The sequence below is a fragment of the Plantibacter flavus genome (genome assembly GCF_002024505.1).
Lineage (GTDB): Bacteria > Actinomycetota > Actinomycetes > Actinomycetales > Microbacteriaceae > Plantibacter > Plantibacter flavus_A.
On sequence record NZ_CP019402.1, the window covers coordinates 3507499 to 3522999 of the forward strand.

The following is a 15501-nucleotide window of genomic DNA, read 5'->3' on the forward strand; positions in this document are numbered from 1 at the left end:
ATCGGTGCGAACCACAGCTACGCCGACTGGCTCGCCGCCGGGCGACCGGATCCGCGCCGTCCGATGGGCTCGCGACGACACCTGCCGCCCACTGAACGCTAGCGGTACGCGGTCGGCGGCTTCGTGAGGTAGCCGCGTCCCCATGCGACGATCTGCTCGAACGCGCGCTGTCGGACGGGCTCCTCGGACAGGAAGACGTCGTGCAAGGCGCCGTCGAGCCGCACGATCGTGACGGTCTCGCCCAAATCGAGCGCGCGGTCCGCGACCGCGTCGACGTCGAGCGCCGTGTCACTCCGCATCATCGCGTCGTTCCACCGCGGCAGCAGGACACTCCGCGCCGAGAGCAGCGTGAGCGCCGGCACGCGCAGCTGCAGGCCCGCGTCGACGAGCCGATGCCCTCGCAGGATCGCGTTCAACCACCCGGGATGCAGCGGGAACCCGTGGACCGGCCGCCAGGCGAGGTCGTAGTCCCAGGCCCCGTCCATCGTGCTCGACACGGAGCGGGTGTAGAACCCGAGGTCGACGACGGGGAGCTGGGCACGCGGATCGATCCGCGATCCGGCTTGGACGAGCGGGGCGATCGCGAGCCGCCCGAGCTGCCTCGCCTGGAATTCGAGCCACGGACTGTTCAGGACGAGACCGGCGACGCGATCCTGGTTCCTGGCCGTCCAGAGACTCAGGGTGAGCCCGCCGGTCGAGTGGCCGAGGAGGACGAGTCGGCGCCGGGTCCGCCGCCCGGCGGCGTGTTCGTCGGAGCCGTGCCCCATCACCGAGAGCGCGGCCTCGATGTCCTCGTCGTAGGTGCGGAGGTCGTCGACGTATCCCGGCGTCTGGTGCGGGCGGAGGCTCCGGCCGTACTTGCGCAGGTCGAGAGCGTAGAACCGCGCTCCGAGCCTGGCCCAGAATCGCGCGAGGTGGCGTTGGAAGAAGTAGTCGGACCAGCCGTGGACGTACAGGACGTCGATGCCGTCCGCGACGTCGGGCAGCAGGAACTCGCCGAGCTGCTCGAGGGGCGGCATCCGGTAGCGGACGAGGGTCGCGACGACGTCACCTTCATCGTCCGGTTCGAGGGTCAGCGTGCGCTGCTGGAAGCCCTCGCCGAGGATGTCGGCGGTCCACCCGCGAGATCCGGCCATACCGCCACGTTACCGCGCCCCGTGATCGGTGGTCGGATGGTCGGGCTCGCCCGCCGACCATCCGACGTTCCGACTACTGCTGGTACGGATTGTGCTGCTGCGGGGCCTGCGGCTGCTGTCCGTAGGGCTGCTGCGCCTGACCGTGCTGCTGCGAGCCGTGGTCGTGCTGACCCTGCTGGTGCTGGCCCTGCTGCTCGTGCTGACCCTGCAGGAACTGCTGACCGTGCTGCTGACCGCTGTGCTGCTCGTGCGGAGCGTCGGCGAGGCCCTCGGGTGCGACGAACCGCGTCGCGAGCACGGCACCGATCGTGAGGAAGCCCGCGAGGGTGACCCCGTAGAGGATCGGCGACAGGAAGCCCTGGTTGACGAAGAACGCCGGCGTGCCGTACTGCTCGACGACACCGCGCACGATGGTGACGATGAGCACCACGAGCAGCAGGACGCCGGTGCCGACGGCCGCGGCGATGCCCACCGACTGGATCAGGTCGCGGGCGGTGCGGACCCGCGTGAGCGGACGGACCATGATGAGGATGAGTGCCGCCCCTGCGCCCCAGAGGGCGATGTTGACGAGGTTCGCACCGAAGCCCAGCAGGACGTCACCGACGGGGAAGTACTCCGAGATGCTGAAGAACGACCCGATGATGCCCACCAGTGCGACGGCCGCAGCGATACCCGCTGCGATGCCGACCGACACGAGCGCGAGACGCGTCTCGCGTGCACGAGGGTTCGGCGCCTTCTGCGGAGCCTGCCCGTACTGCTGCGGCTGACCGTACTGACCCTGCTGCGGCTGACCGTACTGCCCCTGGGGGGCTCCGTACTGACCGGTCTGCTGCGGTTGGCCGTACTGCCCCGTGTCCTGACCGTACTGGCCGGTGTGCTGCGGCTGGCCCGGGTGCTGCGGCTGGCCGTACTGGCCCTGCTGCGGCTGACCCCACTGGCCCGCCTGCTCACCGTTCTGCGGCTGGCCCCACTGGCCACCCTGCTGCGGAGCCGGGGTCTGCTGACCCGCCTGGTCCCACTGCTGCTGCACGGAATCCGGGTGCATCTCGCCGTAGCGCGGCTGCTGCTGGTGCTGCTGCCGGCCGTCGGCGACGAATGCCGGCGGCTCGGACGGCGGTACGGACGTCGGCTGCTCCGACGGGACGTTCTGGGGCGCGTTGGGGTCGGTCATCCGTCCAGCATAGTGACCGACGCCCGTCGGAACCGGGTTCCGTCGAGCGGCTTGACGCGGGGCGATCGGCGGGATCGCGGGCGCGGCTCAGGCGGACGGTGTCCCGGTGCCCGAGGGCTGCGCGCGCGAGATCGCCACCATCTCCTCGCGCGGCACCACCTTGATGCGGGCGCGACCCTGTGGTTCACCGAGCGCGATCTCATGCTGGTCGAGGAGGTGCCAGCCTTCGAGGTCCGTGTAGGCCACGCCGCGCGACTCGAGCAGCGCGACGACGGCCTCCTCCTCCGGTTCGGCCGGCGCCCACCAGTCCGCCTGATCGTTGATGACGTGGCTGATGGTCTCCATCGCGTCCGACTTCGTGTGGCCGATGAGGCCGACCGGACCACGCTTGATCCACCCGGTCGCGTAGACGCCCGGGACGCGCTCGTTGCTCTCGGGGTGGAGGACCTTGCCCTCGTGGTTGGGGATCACGCCGTGCCTCGAGTCGAAGGGCACGCCGGGCAGCGGACTTCCGAAGTACCCCACCGCGCGGTAGAGCGCCTGGATCGGCACCTCGCGGATCTCACCCGTGCCCTCGACCCCGCCCTGACCGTCTGGTCTCGTCCGCTCGTACCGGAAGGCGGCGACCTTGCCGGAACCGTCGTCGACGATTTCGACCGGCTTCGCGTAGAAGTGCAGGTGCAGTCGGCGCGAGGCCTGACCGGTCTCGCGCTTGCGCCACTGCTGCAGGACGCGGTCGATGACCATGACCTGCTTGTTGCTCGCCACCGCCGCCTTCGACGCGTCGTCGTAGTCGAAGTCCTCGTCGGCGAGGATCATGTCGACGTCGTTGAGCTCCCCGAGTTCGCGGAGCTCCAGCGGCGTGAACTTCACCTGTGCGGGCCCGCGACGCCCGAAGACGTGCACGTCGGTCACCGGCGACTGCTGCAGCCCCTCGTGGACGTTGGCCGGGATCTCCGTCGGGAGCAGATCCTCCGGGTGCTTCGCGAGCATGCGAGCGACGTCGAGCGCGACGTTCCCGTTGCCGATCACGGCGATCGACTCCGCTTCGAGCGGCCAGGTGCGTGGGACGTCGGGGTGTCCGTCGAACCAGCTCACGAACTCCGCGGCACCGTACGACCCGTCGAGGTCGATCCCCGGGATGTCGAGCGGGGCGTCCTCGACGGCGCCCGTGGAGAAGATCACGGCGTTGTAGTGGTGCTTGAGGTCGTCGAGCGTGATGTCGACGCCGAAGCGGACGTTGCCGAAGATCCGGATGTCGCCTCGGTCGAGGACGTCGCGGAGCGCGTTGATGATCCCCTTGATACGCGGGTGGTCGGGCGCGACGCCGTAGCGGACCAGGCCGTACGGGGCCGGAAGCTGCTCGAAGAGGTCGATGGAGACGTCGAACTTCCGTTCCGCCTTGAGGAGGATGTCTGCCGCGTAGATGCCTGCGGGTCCTGCGCCGACGATGGCCAGCCTGAGCTTGGTCACGGTGGTTCCTTTCGTGTCCCCGTGCGGGGTTCCGGGTGCAGCCGGTGGAGCGCTCCGGCCGTCATGCATGCGCATCTGGGATGCCGTGCCGCCCCGGTGGAGCGGCGCCGCCATCAACTCCTTCGGTCGACGATCGCCTTCGCGAAGTGCACGAGCGCCTTCTTGACCGAGCCGTCGGGCAGTGGAGCGAGTGCAGCGATCGCCTCGTCGGCCCACTGCCGGGCCTCGGCGAAGGTCCGCGCGGTCACGGCGTGGTCGCGCAGGGTGGCCACGAGCGCGGCGAACCGGACGGGGTCGTGGTCCGTCTCCGTGACCTCGGCGTCGAGACGGGCGACGAGCGCTGCCGCCTCGGGGTCGGCGACGGCCTCGCGGCGCAGGTAGAGCATGGGGAGGGTGACGACGCCGGCCCGGAGGTCGGTGCCGGGGACCTTGCCGGTCTCCTCCGGTTGCGGCGAGAGGTCGATGACGTCGTCGATGAGCTGGAAGGCGATGCCGACCTTCTCGCCGAACTCGACGACCGCGGTCTCGTACGCCTCGGGGGCGTTGGAGAAGATGACGCCGCTCCGGGCCGCGGCGGCGATGAGCGACCCGGTCTTGTCGGCGAGGACCTGGATGTAGTGCTCGACCTCGTCCTGGCCCTCGCGAGGACCGGTGGTCTCGTGCAGCTGCCCCAGCACGAGCCGCTCGAACGTGGCGGCCTGGATCCGGATCGCCCGCTCGCCGAGGTCGGCCATGATCTGGCTGGCGCGCGCGAACAAGAGGTCGCCGGTGAGGATGGCGGTGTTGTTGCCGAACACCTGGTGGGCGCTGGGCACGCCTCGACGCTTGTCGGCGTCGTCCATGACGTCGTCGTGGTAGAGCGAACCGAGGTGGGTGATCTCGATCGCCTCGGCCGCCCGCAGGACGTTGTCGGTGATGCCGTCGCCGAGCTGGGCGATGAGCATGGTGAGCAGAGGGCGAACCCGCTTGCCGCCGGCCTCGAGCAGATAGCGCGCGGTGACGTCCACGAGGTCGTCGGTGAACCCGAGCTGCTCCTCCAGACCGATCTCGAGGCGGGCCACGCCGTCGTCGATGGTCTTGGCGAGCTTGCGGTCTGCACCGGTCGCGAACATGCGTTCGGCAAGCCCGGCCTGGCTGGCCAGGTTGCTGACACGGCGGGTCGCGCTGGGATTCACAGCTCTAGCCTAGCCGGGGCAGCCCGTCACCGGTGCCGGAGGACCGGAATCGACGGGCGCGGTCAGGCGATTGGCAGCTGTGGTCGGACCACATGACTCGAATCAGCGGAGTCGCACGCCCTCGGCATCGTAGAACGCCAGGTGCGGGAACTCGTGCGCGAGGTCGAGCAGCATCGAGTACCCGTCGGTGTTGAGGGGCGGCCACGTCCAGGCGTCGACGCCCTGAGCGGTCGGCAGCGCAGCGCGGAAGAGGCCGGCCTCGACGCCGGTCCCGAGGTGTTTCGGCGGCACGACGACGAGGGCGATCCTGGCCGACGGCCCCGACGCGACGAACTGGAGCCGCGCACCGGTCGCGTCGTCTCGCACGATGAACTCGCGGGTGCCCGGGGTGTCCGGCGGGATCTCCGTGGTGTCGTAGCGCTCGTACGGCTTCGCGAACGCGGACTTCGCCCGCCTGGCGTTCATGAGGACGACGACGAGCACGAGACCGACGATCGCGATGCCCCAGATCCACGGGCCGCCTGGCAGGGTGTCCAACATCCCTCCAGTATGCCCGGCCCGCCTGGACGACCCCGGGAGATGCCCTTCGACAAGCTCAGGGACCGGAGGAAAGCTCAGGGACCGGAGGTCAGGTGAGACCACCGTCGACGGAGCGGCCGTACTCGATCGGCTCGTCCGGCACGAGGACCTCGGTGTCGCGGTTGAGGCTCTCCCCGCGGAAGAAAGGCCGCGAGGCCTTGCGGCCGTACCAGAGCAGCATGAGCACGAACCCGAAGGCCAGCGAACCGACTCCGATGACGAACGTGCCGCCGACACCGAACAGGACCGTGTAGCCGTAGTCCACGTCGAACATGTCGATGCAGCTCTGCACGAAGGCGTAGGTGAGCATCAGCGCACCCAGCAGCGGGAACAGCCCCTTGAAGAAGAAGTCCTGTGCGGAGCGGAAGAGCACCTTGCGGAAGTACCAGACGCACGCGTACCCGGTGATGCCGTAGTAGAAGGCGATCGCGAGTCCGAGCGACAGGATCGAGTCGGCGAGGATGTTCTCGCTCACGAGCGTCATGCCGACGTAGTAGACGATCGCCACGATGCCCATGACGAGTGTGGAGAACGACGGGGTCTTGAACGTCGGGTGGACGGTCGCGAACCGCTTCGGGAGCGCCTTGTAGGCGGCCATCGAGAGCGTTCCACGAGCTGTCGGCAGGATCGTCGTCTGCGTCGAGGACACGGCCGAGATCAGGACGGCCACGACGAGGATCCAGGCCCAGGGGCCGAGCACGAGGTCCTTGAGCGCGAGGAAGATGTCGTTCGCGTTGTCCTCGTTACCGAGCCCGGTGCCCGTGTCGCCGAGCCCGGCGTAGGCCATGGCGGCGACCGTCACCGTGACGTAGGTGACGAGGAGGACGACGGTCGAGATGAGCGCTGCGCGACCCGGGATCTTCTGCGGGTCCTTCGTCTCCTCGTTCAGGGCCAGGCAGGTGTCCCACCCCCAGTAGATGAACAACGCGAGCAGCACGGCCTCGATGAACCCGTGATAGTCGCCGAAGGCGAACGGATTGAACCAGTCGAGCGAGACCGGCGTGGCGTTCGGAGCCGTGCCGTTCGCGACGCCGATGAAGGCGAACACGGCGAACAGCACGAGCGCGAGGTACTGGATCGCGAGGAGGATGTTCTGGATCCGCTCCCCCAGCTCGATGCCGCGGTACGAGACCCACGTCATGAGGGCGATGAACACGACACCGGTGGCGGTGACGAGTGGGACGTTCGAGGCGAGGGAACCGTCGCCGATGAGCAGCCACAGGTACTGCCCCGCGATCTGTGCGAGGTTCGCGAGCACCACGATGCCGGCGAGCGCGACGCCCCACCCGCCGATCCAGCCGGTGACCGGGCCGAAGGCCTTCGTCGCCCAGGTGAAAGTGGTGCCGCAGTCCGGCACGTCACGGTTCAGCTCGCGGTAGGCGAACGCGATGAACAGCATCGGGATGAAGGCGACGATGAAGGCGATCGGCGCCTGGGCGCCCACGGCGAGCACGACGAACCCGAGCGTCGCGACGAGCGAGTAGACCGGCGCGGTCGACGCCAGGCCGATGATCACGGAGCCGAAGAGGCCGAGGGTGCCGGTGGCGAGACCCTTGCCGCCGGTGGGTGATGCCGGCTGCGACCCGCGGGCCGTGTCCTGTGCTGTCATGACGGAACGGTAGGGCCGGGTGCACCCGTGTGTCAATGCTCCCGTTCGGGACTGGGCTACGGAATCAGTCGCGCGGCCTCATGGGAAGTGACGGGATCAACCGGTTCCACCCCTCGAGAATGCCGAGACGAACCCCGATGGTGACGCGACTCAGGCCGGCTTGAGTCCCCGGTGCAGGGCGACGATCCCGCCGGTGAGGTTGCGGTACGCGACGTGCTCGTAGCCCGCTTCGCGCAGCCAGGCGGCCAGCTCCGGCTGGCTCGGCCAGGCGCGGATCGAGTCGTTCAGGTAGGTGTACGCCTCGGCGTTCGACGATGCGACGCCCGCCACGAGCGGCATGACCCGCTCGAGGTAGAGGTTGTACGCGGCGCGCATGGGCCCGAACGTCGGCGTGGAGAACTCGCAGATGACGATGCGGCCGCCGGGCTTCGTGACCCGGAGCATCTCGGCGAGGGCGTCCTTCGGACGGACGACGTTGCGGAGGCCGAAGGAGATCGTCGTGGCGTCGAACTCCTCGTCGGCGAAGGGGAGGTCGGTCGCGTCGGCCTCGACGAACTGGATGTCGGAGCGGTCGGCGTACTTGTCGCGACCCACGGCGATCATGCCGGGCGAGAAGTCGGCGGCCACGACCTGCGCCCCGTTGCGGGCCAGCGCCGCGGAGGACGTGCCCGTGCCGGCGGCGAGGTCGAGGATGCGCTCACCGGCGGCCGGACCGACCGCACGAGTGGTCGCGATGCGCCACAGGGCGTCGTTCCCGACGGAGAGGACCGCGTTCATGCGGTCGTACTTCGTCGAGACGTCGTCGAACATGGCCGAGACCTGCTCGGGCTGCTTGGAGAGGTCGGCGCGGTTCACCCGTCCATCCTACGTCCGCGCCGCTGGGAGCCGGCCGTCCGAGCACGGCTCCCAGGCTCACGCTCAGTAGTCGATGCGTCCGTGCCGGTTGTGGAACTCGCCGGTGGGACCGTCCGGACCGAGCAGGGCGAGCGCGACGGTCGCGTCCGTCCCCTCGGTCACCGTCTGGTGGCCGCCGTGCCCGTTGAAGTCGGTCGCCGTGTAGCCCGGGTCGCTCACGTTCACCCGGAACCCGGGCAGGTTCTTCGCGTACTGCACGGTGAGCGCGATGACGGCCGCCTTCGACGCGGCGTACGGGATCGTCGGCACCGCGAACTCGTCGGCCCCCTCGGTGGTGAGGAAGCGCGGCCACCCGACCCCGGAGGCGACGTTCACGATGACGGGTCGGGACGAACGACGCAGGAGGGGCAACGCCGCCTGGGTGACGCGGACGAGACCCACGACGTTCGTGTCGAGGACGTCCTGCATCGACTCCGGCGCGAGGTCGTCGACGCCGAAGGACGTGCCGAGCACGCCGGCGTTGTTGACGAGCACGTCGAGCTCCGGGAGCGCCGCGAGGGCCGCATCGACGCTCGCCTGGTCGGTGACGTCGAGCTGGACGGGGTGGGCGCCGAGTGCGGCGACGGCATCGCCACGGCCCAGGTCGCGCATGCCGGCGTAGACGGTGTGGCCGGCGTCGATCAGTCGGCGTGCGGTTTCGAGTCCGAGGCTCTTGTTGGCCCCGGTGATGAGTGTGGTGGTCATGGGTCCATGCTCCGCCCGGCAGGGTCGGTCCGCCAGGCCCCGGTCGACAGGAGGACCGGCAGTACCAGGATGCGGACCGCCGCCGGGGGCACAATGGCCGGATGGACGAATTCGCCGGTGTGCTCCGGGCCTGGCGCGAACGGGTCTCCCCTGCCGAGGTCGGTCTCCCCGCCGGCTCAGGACGACGGACTGCCGGCCTGCGCCGCGAGGAGCTCTCCGCCCTCGCCGGCATCAGCGTGGACTACATCGTCAGGCTCGAGCAGGGACGCGCCAAGAATCCTTCGCCGCAACTCCTCCGGGCGCTCGCGGTCGCCCTCCGACTGACGGATCAGGAGCGCGACCACCTCTACCGGGTCGCCGGAGCCGCTCCACCACCGCCCGGGCTCGTCCCCCGGCACATCGGTCCGGGCGTCCAGCGCATCGTCGACCGGCTCGGCGACGTGCCGCTGGCGGTCTTCTCCGCCGCCCACGACATCCTGCTCTGGAACCCGCTGTGGGCCGCGGTGAACGGCGATCCCTCGGCCCTCGTCGGCGACGATCGCAACCTGGTGTGGCGGCACTTCACCGCGGGGCACGAGGGCACCGACTTCGACGAGCAGCACGAGGAGGAGTTCGCGAGCGACCTCGCCGCAGACCTCCGGGCCGCGGTCGGGCGCTACCCGCGGGACGACGAGCTCGCACGGCTCGTGGCCCGGCTGCGATCGGTGTCGCCCGAGTTCGAGCGGCGCTGGGCGGAGGCCAGGGTCGCGGAGCACCGGGCGAGCCGGAAGACGGTCACGCGGACGCCGGTCGGACCGATCACCGTCGACTGCGACGTCCTGTCGACGCCGGGCGGCGACCTGCGCATCGTCGTCTACACGGCGGCACCGGGCACCGAGGACGCGGCGAAACTCGCACTGCTCGGGGTCACCGGGTTGCAGACGATCGGCACGCCCGGCCGGTGAACGCCCCGCCGACCAGGCCGTGAGCACCGCGCCACCGGTCAGGCTGCGGCGGGGAGGGACCCTTCCTGCGCGGGCGTAGGGTTGAACGGTGACCATTCCCCTGACCTCGTCACTGGTCGCCCAGACCGTCGCCACCGACGACCCGCGCCAGCTCCTCCCGTTCGCCGACCAGACCTCGCCGCTCCTCTGGGTGCGGAAGGGACACGGGCTGGTCGGACTGGGTGAGGCGCTCCGCCTGGAGTTCTCGGGCCCCGACCGGTTCACGCGTGCCGCGGCGGCCTGGCGGGACGTCTGCGCCGCAGCCGTGGTGACGGACGAGGTGCGACGCCCCGGGACCGGCCTGGTCGCGTTCGGCACGTTCGCCTTCGACGACGAGTCCTCCGCGACGAGCGTCCTCATCGTGCCGCGCACGATCATCGGCCGGTACCCCGACGCGAGCTTCATCACGCGGGTCTCCCTCGGCGACGGCGCCGAGGACGTCGATCCCGTGACCACGGCGTACGGGCCGGAGTACCGCATCCAGCTGACCCCCGGCGTGCAGAGCCGCGAGGGCTACCTCGAATCGGCCGAGCGCGCCATCGCCCGCATCAAGGCCGGCGGCCTCAGCAAGGTCGTGCTCGCTCGCGACCTGACCGGGCACCTCCCCGAGGAAGCGGACCGCCGCCGGGTGCTCCACGACCTCGCCCTCGCCTACCCCGACTGCTGGACCTACGCGGTCGACGGCTTCATCGGCTCGAGCCCGGAGACGCTCGTCCGAGTGGATCGGGGTGCCGTCTCGGCGCGCGTCCTCGCCGGCACGATCTCGCGTGGTCCCGACGCCGAGAGCGACCACGACCAGGCCGTCGCACTCATGACGAGCGCGAAGGACCAGGGTGAACACCAGTTCGCCGTGCAGTCCGTGCTGACCGCTCTGCAATCTCACAGTCCGCAGTTGCGCCGCAGCGAGGTCCCGTTCACCCTCAAGCTGCCGAACCTCTGGCACCTCGCGACCGACATCGAGGGACGACTCTCGGACGGCTCGTCCTCGCTCGACCTCATGGACGGCCTGCACCCGACGGCCGCCGTCGCCGGAACCCCGACCCGCGACGCCGTCACCCTCATCCGCGAGTTGGAACCGTTCGACCGCGGTCGCTACGCCGGTCCGGTCGGGTGGGTGGACGCCTCGGGCGACGGCGAGTGGGCGGTGGCCCTCCGCTGTGCGCAGATCGCACCCGACGGCGACATCACGGCCTACGCCGGCTGCGGCATCGTGGCCGACTCGGATGCCGCGACGGAGCTCGTCGAGACGAAGATGAAGTTCCGTCCGATCGTGGAGGCCTTCGGCTGAGCCGAGGCCCCACCGGTTCAGCTCGCCGCGAGTCGCGCCTGCTCGACGGCGATGTCGTAGTCGGCCGGCGGCCACTGCGGATCGATGTCCTCGAGGGCGTCGAGCAGCAGACGCTGGACCGCGATGCGCGCGTACCACTTGCGGTCCGCCGGCACGACGAACCACGGGGCTGCCTCGGTGCTCGTGCGCTCGAACGCCACCTGGTACGCGTCCTGATACGCCGGCCACAGCTCCCGTTCGTCCACATCGCCGGGGTTGTACTTCCAATGCTTGTCCGGACGCGCGAGCCGATCGGCGAGCCGTTCCTTCTGCTCGTCGGCGCTGATCTGCAGCATCACCTTGACGATACGGGTCCCGCTCGCGACGATGCCCGCCTCGAAGTCGTTGATCGCTCCGTACCGACGCTCGATCTCGTCCGGCTCCGCGAGCCGACGCACCCGGCCGATGAGGACGTCCTCGTAGTGCGAGCGGTCGAAGACGCCGATCTGACCGGGCTTCGGCAGGTGCTGCTCCACCCGCCAGAGGAAGTCGTGGGAGCGCTCCTCCTCCGTGGGCTTCTTGAAGGCGTAGTGGTGCACGCCCTGCGGGTCGACGGAGCCGACGACGTGCTTGACGATGCCGCCCTTGCCCGCCGTGTCCATCGCCTGCAGGACGAGGAGCACCGCTTCCGGGGCTCCCTGCGTGCTCGCCGCGAAGAGTCGCTCCTGCAGTTCGGACAGGGCGGGCACCCCCGCGTCCAGCTCGAGCCTGCCCTGCTGCTTGTCGCCGTCGAAGCCCGGCGTCGACCGGGGATCGACGGCGGCGAGGCTGAACCCCTCGCCCACGCGCAGCGTGTCTCGAGGAGGTGCGGTCCAGGTCGATGCGTGCTTCGATGCCGTCATCCGCCCATTGTGGCCGCAGGTCGCGTCGGAAGTCGACCCCGGGAGGACCAACGGATCAGGCGCGCGGCAGCGGGACCTCGATGAGGACGGGACCGGTCACCGGCGCGGTGAACGCCTGGTCGAGCTCCGTGCGGGTGCGGGCCGAGCGGTACTCCCAGCCGTAGGCCGTCGCGAGCGACTCGAGCCGGACGTGCTGCGGCGTGTACTGGACGCGGTCGAAGAGCGCTCCGGGTGCACTCTGGGCGACCTCGAGCGCGTCGAAGATGGTGCCACCGCCGTCGTTGCCGACGATCACCTGGAGACGCGGCGCGACGCCGTCGTCCAGGAGGAGCGCGCCGACGTCGTGGAGGAAGGCGAGATCGCCGAGGAGCACCCGCGTCACACCGGGACCGCCGTCGGCCTGGCTCGCCAGCGCGATCCCCGTGGCCGTGGCGATGGTGCCGTCGATGCCCGCGAGTCCGCGGTTGGCATGCACGCTGATCTTTCGGCCGGGGACGAGACCGTCGGCCACGCGGATGAGCCTCGACGCACCGACGACGAGACGGTCGTGCGGCCAGGTGGCACGCCAGACCGCGTCGACGAGGACCTCGCGGGTGACCGGGAGCCGGACGGCCTCGAGCTCGGCCCGGACGGAGGCCAGTCGCTCGGCGGGTGTCGTCGAGTGCAGCCCGTCGAGATCGGGGGCTGCGGGCGAGGGGTCGATCACCCGTTCGCGGGACCCGACGACCCACGCTCCGAGCCAGGCGCGATCCGCGGGGCCCGCCTCGACGGCGACCGAGGACACGATCCGGTCGGCCCGTCGTCCGGGGTTGTAGACCTCGGCTCCGGCCGGGGCGACGACGATCGTCTCGACCTGCGGCTGCTGGAGCAGGAGCGGGACCTCGCGGCTGAGTGTCGGGTGGCCGAACACGACGACGCGCTCGACGGCCTCGCGGTAGTCGTCCTCGCGCAGCAGCTCCCGGTAGGCGGCGATGACGTTCCGCCCGAACCGTGATCCGCTCGACACCTCCGCGATGAGCGGCCACCCGCCGTCCGTCGCGAGCTGCTCGGCGGCCGGGCCGGAGTCGTGCCCGGCGACGACGAGGGTCCTGGGTCCACGCTCGAGCACGAGATGCGGTCGACCCGGGTAGAGCGGTGCCTCCGTGACGGCGTCCGTCGCGACCGGGACATCGGGGGCCGTCTCGGTCACCTCGGGTTCGAAGCTGCCCGAGAGCGGCTCCCGGAACGCGAGGTTCAGGTGCACCGGGCCCGGGTCGAGGACGTCCGTCGCGGCACGGTACGCCCGCCGGGCGAGATCGCGGGCGGCGTCCTGCTCACCCGATTCACCGGTCGGGGCCTCGACGACCACGGCGAGGCGCGCGGCGAACCCGTAGAGGTCGTCCTGCTTCGTCGTCTGGTTCGCCCGGATGCCGTGCGCCTCGGCGGGCCGGTCGGCTGTGAGGACGATGACCGGCACACGAGAGTGATGCGCCTCGAGGACCGCCGGATGCAGGTTCGCGGTCGCCGTCCCCGAGGTCGTGATCACGACGGCCGGACGGTCGGTCTCGACGCCGAGGCCCAAGGCGAGGAAGCCGGCGACCCGCTCGTCGATGCGCACGTGCAGGGTGATCCGTCCGGAGGCCGCGAGCTCGGCGGCGGCGAGCGCGAGCGCCTGGGACCGGGAGCCGGGACAGACGACGACGTCGGAGACACCCGCGGCGACGAGCGCGTCGAGGAGCGTCCATGCCGACGCGCTGGCCGGGCTCGACGAGGGAGCCGAGCCGACGGGCTCGGGAGCGGCGGACGGGTTCACGAGGCGCTCGGGGCGCCAGGCGGTCTGCGGCCGGAGCCGTCGTCGGGCGTGTCTGATCCTGGCGCTGGGTCGTCGTGCGTCGTCGCATCCGGGCTCTCACCCGACTCGTCGTCGAAGCGGTTGAGCTCGTCCTCGAGGTCGCGGATGCGCTTCGTCTGCGCGCGGTCGGCGTCGAGCTTCTTGAGGAAGTCCGGGTCGTCGTCCGGGGCTGAGCCGCGGGGCACGGCCTTCGGAGCGCGGACCCGGCCGATGATCCACCAGAGGACTCCGCCGATGACCGGCAGGAGGAGGATGGCGATGATCCACGAGGTCTTGCTGATCCCTCGGACACGGTCGCGCGGCATCGTGGCACAGTCGACCACCGAGTACACGATGAAGACGACTGCCGCGACGGCGAGGCCGATCCAGAGACGAACCATGTCTCCATCGTAAACGCCAGGTGACGTGATTACCTGGGGTTGCCTTCAGGCGGGACGCCTAGACTTATGTGGTGAAACGCGTTCCCGCCGCCGTCCGGTACACCATCCTCCGCCTCCTCGCGTTCGTGGTGCCGCTCCTGCTCCTCGTCTTCCTCACGGGTCTGCAGCCCTGGGTCGCCGCGATCATCGCCGCGATCATCGGGCTCTGCGTGTCCTACATCTTCCTGCGCACCCCGCGGGAGACCGTCGCGCAGGAGCTGTACGCCCGTCGACACGGCGACAAGCCGACGCCGCACGACGACGAGGACTCCGAGGACGCGGCGCTCGATGCGAGCGCGGCGACACCGGAAGCGTCGTCAGCCGGCGATGCCGGGCGTGTAGAAGAACGCCAGACCGAGGATCACCCCGAACGCTAGCTGCACGAGCCCCGTCAGCTTGAGCGCCAGGATCTGCTCTTTGGCCGTCGTGGAGAACAGCACGATCACGCACGCCGGGATGGCTGCGAGCAGCGCGAACATCGTGAACCAGGCGATCGGGTAGAAGAGCGCGAGGAACGCGGCGATGCCGAACGGCACGAGCAGCAGGACGCAGTAGAGCACCTTCGACGCGATCCGGCCGATGAAGGTCGACAGGGTGCGCTTCCCGACCGCCTTGTCCTGTTCGAGGTCGCGGAGGTTGTTGACGACGAGCGCGGCACAGGCGATGAGGCCCGCGCCGATCGCGCCGAACCATGCCTCCTGGTTCACGGTCCCGACCTGGACGAAGGTGGTGCCGAGTGTGGCGACGAGGCCGAAGAACACGAAGACGAAGACCTCGCCGAGCGCGAAGTACCCGTAGGGACGCTTCCCGCCCGTGTAGAACCAGGCGGCGACGATCGCGACCGCCCCGACGAGGAGCAGCCACCAGAACTGGGTGAGGATCGTGAGGACGATGCCGGCCACGGCCGCGATCCCGAAGAACACCAGCGCGACGGTGAGGACCGTCTTGGGCTTCGCCGCGCCGGAACCGGTCAATCGGCTCGGGCCGACCCGGAGGTCGTCCGTTCCGCGGATGCCGTCGGAGTAGTCGTTGGCGTAGTTGACGCCGATCTGCAGCGCGAGCGCGACGACGAGGCAGAGCAGTGCACGGACCGGGTGGTAGACCCCGGGGCCCGCGATGATCGTCGCGGCGCCGGTGCCGATGAGCACGGGGGCGACGGCCATCGGCAGCGTGCGGATCCGCGCAGCACCGACCCAGTCGCCGAAGGTCGCCGGCTTCGCGAGGGGGACCTTGCGACCGCCACCGCGTGCGGGGTTGCCCGATCGTCCACCGTTCGCGCCACGACCCGCCGTGGGGCGCTGTGCGGACGTCTTCTGCTGTTTCGGCGCTGCCGGCCGTGCTCCATGTGCCACGACGG

At 70.3% G+C, this 15501-nt stretch carries 15 protein-coding genes; 3 read left to right on the plus strand and 12 right to left on the minus strand.

Annotated elements, in window-relative coordinates:
• Positions 1-98: 98 nt before the first annotated feature.
• The 8 genes from BWO91_RS16070 to BWO91_RS16105 form a co-directional block, all read right to left on the minus strand.
• On the minus strand, positions 99-1136 hold the full coding sequence (locus BWO91_RS16070) for an alpha/beta hydrolase (RefSeq protein ID WP_079003277.1): 1038 nt from the start codon (positions 1134-1136) through the stop codon (positions 99-101).
• A gap of 73 nt (positions 1137-1209) precedes the next feature.
• Positions 1210-2307, minus strand: a complete 1098-nt coding sequence (locus BWO91_RS20020; RefSeq protein ID WP_079003278.1) for a hypothetical protein — start codon at positions 2305-2307, stop codon at positions 1210-1212.
• Positions 2308-2394: 87 nt separating this feature from the next.
• Positions 2395-3780 carry an FAD-dependent oxidoreductase gene (locus BWO91_RS16080; protein WP_079003279.1) on the minus strand — a complete coding sequence of 462 codons (1386 nt, stop codon included), beginning with the start codon at positions 3778-3780 and terminating at the stop codon, positions 2395-2397.
• Positions 3781-3893: 113 nt separating this feature from the next.
• Entirely contained in the window at positions 3894-4955 is a 1062-nt protein-coding gene (locus BWO91_RS16085) for a polyprenyl synthetase family protein (RefSeq protein WP_064294587.1), read from the minus strand.
• Between the two features lie 102 nt (positions 4956-5057).
• Positions 5058-5495 (minus strand): hypothetical protein, encoded by a 438-nt coding sequence (locus tag BWO91_RS16090; protein ID WP_079003280.1) that lies wholly within the window; start codon positions 5493-5495, stop codon positions 5058-5060.
• A gap of 88 nt (positions 5496-5583) precedes the next feature.
• Positions 5584-7143, minus strand: a complete 1560-nt coding sequence (locus BWO91_RS16095; RefSeq protein ID WP_064294589.1) for an APC family permease — start codon at positions 7141-7143, stop codon at positions 5584-5586.
• A 150-nt stretch (positions 7144-7293) separates the two neighbouring features.
• A complete protein-coding gene (locus BWO91_RS16100; RefSeq protein WP_079003281.1) occupies positions 7294-7998 on the minus strand; it encodes a demethylmenaquinone methyltransferase in 705 nt (234 codons plus the stop codon).
• A gap of 63 nt (positions 7999-8061) precedes the next feature.
• Positions 8062-8742: an SDR family NAD(P)-dependent oxidoreductase gene (locus BWO91_RS16105; protein ID WP_064294591.1), complete on the minus strand. Its 681-nt coding sequence runs from the start codon at positions 8740-8742 to the stop codon at positions 8062-8064.
• 101 nt (positions 8743-8843) lie between these two features.
• Between BWO91_RS16105 and BWO91_RS16110 the strand changes: the two genes are divergently transcribed.
• Positions 8844-9686 (plus strand): helix-turn-helix transcriptional regulator, encoded by an 843-nt coding sequence (locus tag BWO91_RS16110; RefSeq protein WP_079003282.1) that lies wholly within the window; start codon positions 8844-8846, stop codon positions 9684-9686.
• An 88-nt stretch (positions 9687-9774) separates the two neighbouring features.
• Positions 9775-11013: an isochorismate synthase gene (locus BWO91_RS16115; RefSeq protein WP_430929510.1), complete on the plus strand. Its 1239-nt coding sequence runs from the start codon at positions 9775-9777 to the stop codon at positions 11011-11013.
• 17 nt (positions 11014-11030) lie between these two features.
• Here BWO91_RS16115 and BWO91_RS16120 read toward each other — a convergent pair whose 3' ends face one another.
• From BWO91_RS16120 to BWO91_RS16130, 3 genes are read right to left on the minus strand one after another with little or no spacing between them, the layout of a single operon-like run.
• Entirely contained in the window at positions 11031-11894 is an 864-nt protein-coding gene (locus BWO91_RS16120) for a PPK2 family polyphosphate kinase (RefSeq protein ID WP_079003283.1), read from the minus strand.
• A gap of 55 nt (positions 11895-11949) precedes the next feature.
• Entirely contained in the window at positions 11950-13686 is a 1737-nt protein-coding gene (menD, locus tag BWO91_RS16125; RefSeq protein ID WP_079003284.1) for a 2-succinyl-5-enolpyruvyl-6-hydroxy-3-cyclohexene-1-carboxylic-acid synthase, read from the minus strand.
• Positions 13683-14105: a PLD nuclease N-terminal domain-containing protein gene (locus BWO91_RS16130; protein WP_064294595.1), complete on the minus strand. Its 423-nt coding sequence runs from the start codon at positions 14103-14105 to the stop codon at positions 13683-13685. The genes menD and BWO91_RS16130 overlap by 4 nt, the downstream gene beginning before the upstream one ends.
• A 71-nt stretch (positions 14106-14176) precedes the next feature.
• Between BWO91_RS16130 and BWO91_RS16135 the strand changes: the two genes are divergently transcribed.
• Positions 14177-14521, plus strand: coding sequence for a DUF4229 domain-containing protein (locus BWO91_RS16135; protein WP_064294643.1), 345 nt, complete (start codon positions 14177-14179; stop codon positions 14519-14521).
• Here the strand turns inward: BWO91_RS16135 and BWO91_RS16140 are convergent.
• Positions 14462-15496: a 1,4-dihydroxy-2-naphthoate polyprenyltransferase gene (locus BWO91_RS16140; RefSeq protein WP_071258663.1), complete on the minus strand. Its 1035-nt coding sequence runs from the start codon at positions 15494-15496 to the stop codon at positions 14462-14464. The two genes, BWO91_RS16135 and BWO91_RS16140, sit on opposite strands and share 60 nt — an antisense overlap.
• Between the last annotated feature and the right edge of the window lie 5 nt (positions 15497-15501).